The sequence below is a fragment of the Streptomyces inhibens genome (genome assembly GCF_003389455.1).
Lineage (GTDB): Bacteria > Actinomycetota > Actinomycetes > Streptomycetales > Streptomycetaceae > Streptomyces > Streptomyces inhibens.
Genome location: NZ_QUAC01000342.1, coordinates 1 through 3,785 on the forward strand (window position 1 = coordinate 1; position 3,785 = coordinate 3,785).

Consider the following 3,785-nt stretch of genomic DNA (forward strand, 5'->3'; position numbering starts at 1 on the left):
CGCCCGGTGGTCGTCGTCGGCACGGCGGGCGACTGGGCGGCGGCGGGCCCCGGCCTGCGGCACGCGGCGGAGGCGGCGGCCGCGGCCCAGGGACTGCCGGAGCAGCCCTGGTACGACGCGCGCCGGCTGGACATCGAGCTGCTGCTGTGGCGGATGCGGGAACACGGCGAACAGGGCGTGCTCACCGATTTCGTGGAGCGCGCCATCGGCCCGCTGCTCGCCCACGACCGCAGCGCCCGCCAGCCGCTGCTGCCCACGCTGGAGGCCTATCTGGCCAGCGCGGGCCGCAAGGCCGAGACCGCCCGCGACCTGAACGTGAACCGGCAGACGCTGTACGACCGGCTGGCGCGGATCGCCCAGTTGCTGGGCACGGACCTGGACGACCCGCAGACCGTCCTGGGGCTGCGGCTGGCCCTGCGTGCCAGGCGCCACACGGACAAGGCGTAGCGGACGGCTGCAACCGGGACCGGGTGCGCTACCCCGCGACCGTCTCGGCCGCCGTCCCCATACCGAGCGCGACCAGCACCCCGCCCGTGGTGCGCTCCAGATTGCGGTGCACCCGGGGACGCCGCAGCCGGCGCAGCAGCCGGCCCGCGCAGACCACGACCAGCAGCAGCCAGCCCGCGGCGATCACCGCGTCGACGGCCCCCAGGAGCAGTGTGGCGCCGAGGACCGAGTGTCCTTCGGGAAGGAACTGCGGCACCACGGCCACGAAGAAAATCCCCACCTTGGGGTTGAGCAGACAGCTCAACAGGCCCTGCCGGAAGGCCCGTACGGGCACGAGGGGCGCCGCGGGCCGGCCGTCCGCCTCCGCCGCGTCGAACGGATCCGCCGCGTCGAGCGGGTCCGGGCCGGGTGCCGCCTCGGGCGCCACCGCCGCGGCGGACCGCCGGTGCGCCCACAGCGCCTGCACCCCGAGCACCACCAAGTAGGCGGCGCCCGCCAGCCGTACGACCGTGAACGCCGCGTCCCAGCGCTGCAGCGCCGCGGCCAGACCGACCGCGGCAGCCACCGCCCAGGCGAGCGACCCGACGGCGGCGCCGAGGGCCGTGGCAGCCCCCGTACGCCGCCCGCCCCGCACACAGTTACGCAGCACCAGGAGGGTGTCCGGCCCGGGCACCATCGTCACCAGTAGGGCGAACAACGCAAAGCCCGCTACCGCAGCTGTCACGGCGATCTCCTGTCGTACCTGGCCATACAAATGTCCGATTCCTGGGACCTTATCGCCTGACGTGGCGTATCCGTCGCGAACGTCTGCATCACCCGGGCCTCTTGGGCCGCATGGAGTACCTGGACCGCCTGGAGTGCCTGGAGTGCCTGGACTTCCTGGACCGGCTAGAAATCCGGCTGAATCGGCTGGGTCAGCTCGTCGTAAACGCTCAGGACCTGGGCGACGGTGTCGTTCTCGCTCGGCCAGCCGGCCGCCTGGATGCGGCCCGCCTCGGCCAGCGCGTCCCGCCGCACGGGATCGGCGAGGAGCCCGAGAACGGCACGGGCCAGGGCGGCGGCGTCCCCGTAACGGACCAGTTCCGCGGCCCGGCCGACCAGTTCGGGGGTGCCCCCGGTGTCGGTGGCGACCAGCGGCACCCCGGCGCGCAGCGCCTCCTGGGCGATCAGCGAGCGCGCCTCCCACTTGCTGGGCAGCACCACGAGGTCGGCGGCGGCGAGGAGTTCGGGCACATCGTCGCGGCGGCCGAGCAGCTGTACGGGCAGCTGCTCGATGTCGATCCTCCGCTGCAACGCGGCCCGTTGGTCGCCCTCCCCCGCGATGGCTACCAACGGCTGCGGGTCGAGCGTGCACCAGGCATGCGCCGCGTCCAGCAGCAAATCGTGGCCCTGACTCGGATCGAGACGGCCGACCACGAGCAGCAACGGGCGGTCCACCGCGCCGAGTTCGGCCCGCTCCTTGTGGCGCATCCGGTCGTGTTCCTCGGATTCGCTCTGTGCGCCGCCGGACCGGGGGCGCGGAATCGCGACCGGCGCAAGCCGTGCATCACGCGCGCCCCGCTCGCGCGCCCGGTCCACGAGATCCGAGCAGGCTCCCAGAACGACCGCGGCGGCGCGCGCCACCCGCCGTTCCATCAGATGCACGAGCCCGGCCCGCGCGCCCTCGATGTGCGCCTTTGTGTGCCAGGTGATGACCAGGGGAACCCGCCGCCCTCCCCGGGGACCGCGCAGTCCGCGCAGCGCCATCGAGGCACGCAGGCCGGCCCGTAGGCCGTGCGCATGGACCAGGTCGGCATCCCAGCAGGCGCTGCGCAGCGACGCCACGCCCGCCGGATCCGTCCGCGGGGGGACATGTACGAACCGCGCGCCCGCGCCGGTGAAGTCGTAGGCCTCTTCGCTCTCCGGCGTACCGCAGACGGTCACCCGGACCCCGCGCGCGACCAGCCCTTCGGCCAGTGAGCGGACATGGGCCGCGCTGCCGGCGCTGCCGTGCCCCAGCACCTGGACCGTGCGCAGCGGCGACAGCCCGTGCGCCGAGGTCGGGGTGCTGATCACGTGGGCGGGCTCCTGGGTCGGGCGGCGGGACGGACCGTACCGGTAGGTCGGTCCGCTCTTGCGGATGCTTCGGCTTCTTGCGGGGTGCTTCGGCTTACTGCGCGGTGCTTCGACGGCACGCGGCCGGCGATCGCCGGCCCGGCGGTCAGGCAGGAGGCGGCGAGCGCACCCGGAACTGCGCACCGCGCCCAGGATGCCAGCCCGGCGACGTCAATTCGTCACCGTCCGCCCGCCGTTCCGGTGGGAAGTCTCACCCCAGCGCATACGGGATCACCCACATGGGCGACAAACCGCCCGCGCGGGTTCACGGTCCCGACGAGTGACCCGCCCCTCCGGAGTGCGCCCGCCGCCACGGTACGGGGCGCGTACGCCGTTGTCCGGGGCGCGCTTGGTGAATGTCCGGATCGGCCCGCCCCCTCCTCCAACGGAGGCGCTCCCGTAGGGCTGGGCCGAAGCCGGCCGGGCGGGCACCGGGTAGGGCGGGCCCGAAGCACGCCGCGCCGAGCATGGGCCCACGCCACGGACGGACATCACGCGGACGGGCATGCCGCGGACGGAGATGCCACGGACGGGCATGCAGGGGACGGGCATGCAGGGGACGGAGATGCCACGGACGGGCGGCTCTCCCTCCGCGGCCGGTCCCCGGACGGACGGCCTTCGGCCTTCGGCGGGCCCGGCCTCAGATCGCCGCGGCCGCCCGGCTGACGCGGTCCCCCGCGGCCGCGGCGGCGATCAGCCCCGCGGCATGCGCGGCCAGTCCCTTGCGGCCGTTCCCCGCGACGATGGCGAGCCCGAGCGCCGCGCCGAGGGCATGTGCCCCGGCGTCCCCGAGCATCGTGCGCTCCCCCAGGTCGTCGCCGATGACGGCGGCCGCGGCCCCCATGGGCGCGGCGGACAGCGGGCCCGCCGGTCCGCGGCGCAGCAGCCCGGGTGCACCGATGGCCAGTACGGCGCCGGCCGCCCGGCCCGGCCGTACGTCCAGGAGATTCACCAAGTGCGCCGACCCCGCGATCACCACACCCGCCAGCAGCTGGTCGGCCGGCCGCTCCTTCAGGAGGGCCCCCGCCGCAAGCCCGGCGGCACCGATCCCGAACAGCTTCACCGCTCCACTGGTGACCTCGCCGTTCCGCAGCGCCGAAAGGTGGGCCCGGAATCCACGCCGCGGGTCACCGGCACCGAAGACATCGTCGTACGCACCACAGCCCCCGGCTGCCAGCACCGCCAGCGCCGTCGCCGCCCGGGCCCGGGCGGGCAGCCCCGGCGCGGTGGCGGCGGCGAGCGCG

Annotated in this window: 4 protein-coding genes; 1 reads left to right on the forward strand and 3 read right to left on the reverse strand. The window is 75.0% G+C overall.

The features are described from left to right. Positions 1 to 447 (forward strand): PucR family transcriptional regulator (locus DY245_RS34125; protein ID WP_181923998.1); only part of this gene is annotated, 447 nt, incomplete at its 5' end. Positions 448 to 475: 28 nt separating this feature from the next. Here the strand turns inward: DY245_RS34125 and DY245_RS34130 are convergent. The 3 genes from DY245_RS34130 to DY245_RS34140 form a co-directional block, all read right to left on the reverse strand. Continuing rightward, positions 476 to 1,171 carry a LysE family translocator gene (locus DY245_RS34130; protein ID WP_181923999.1) on the reverse strand — a complete coding sequence of 232 codons (696 nt, stop codon included), beginning with the start codon at positions 1,169 to 1,171 and terminating at the stop codon, positions 476 to 478. Positions 1,172 to 1,335: 164 nt separating this feature from the next. After that, a complete protein-coding gene (locus DY245_RS34135; RefSeq protein ID WP_128511006.1) occupies positions 1,336 to 2,502 on the reverse strand; it encodes a glycosyltransferase family 4 protein in 1,167 nt (388 codons plus the stop codon). Positions 2,503 to 3,181: 679 nt separating this feature from the next. Beyond that, the coding region (locus DY245_RS34140; protein WP_128511007.1) for a hypothetical protein at positions 3,182 to 3,785 on the reverse strand (604 nt) is incomplete at its 5' end.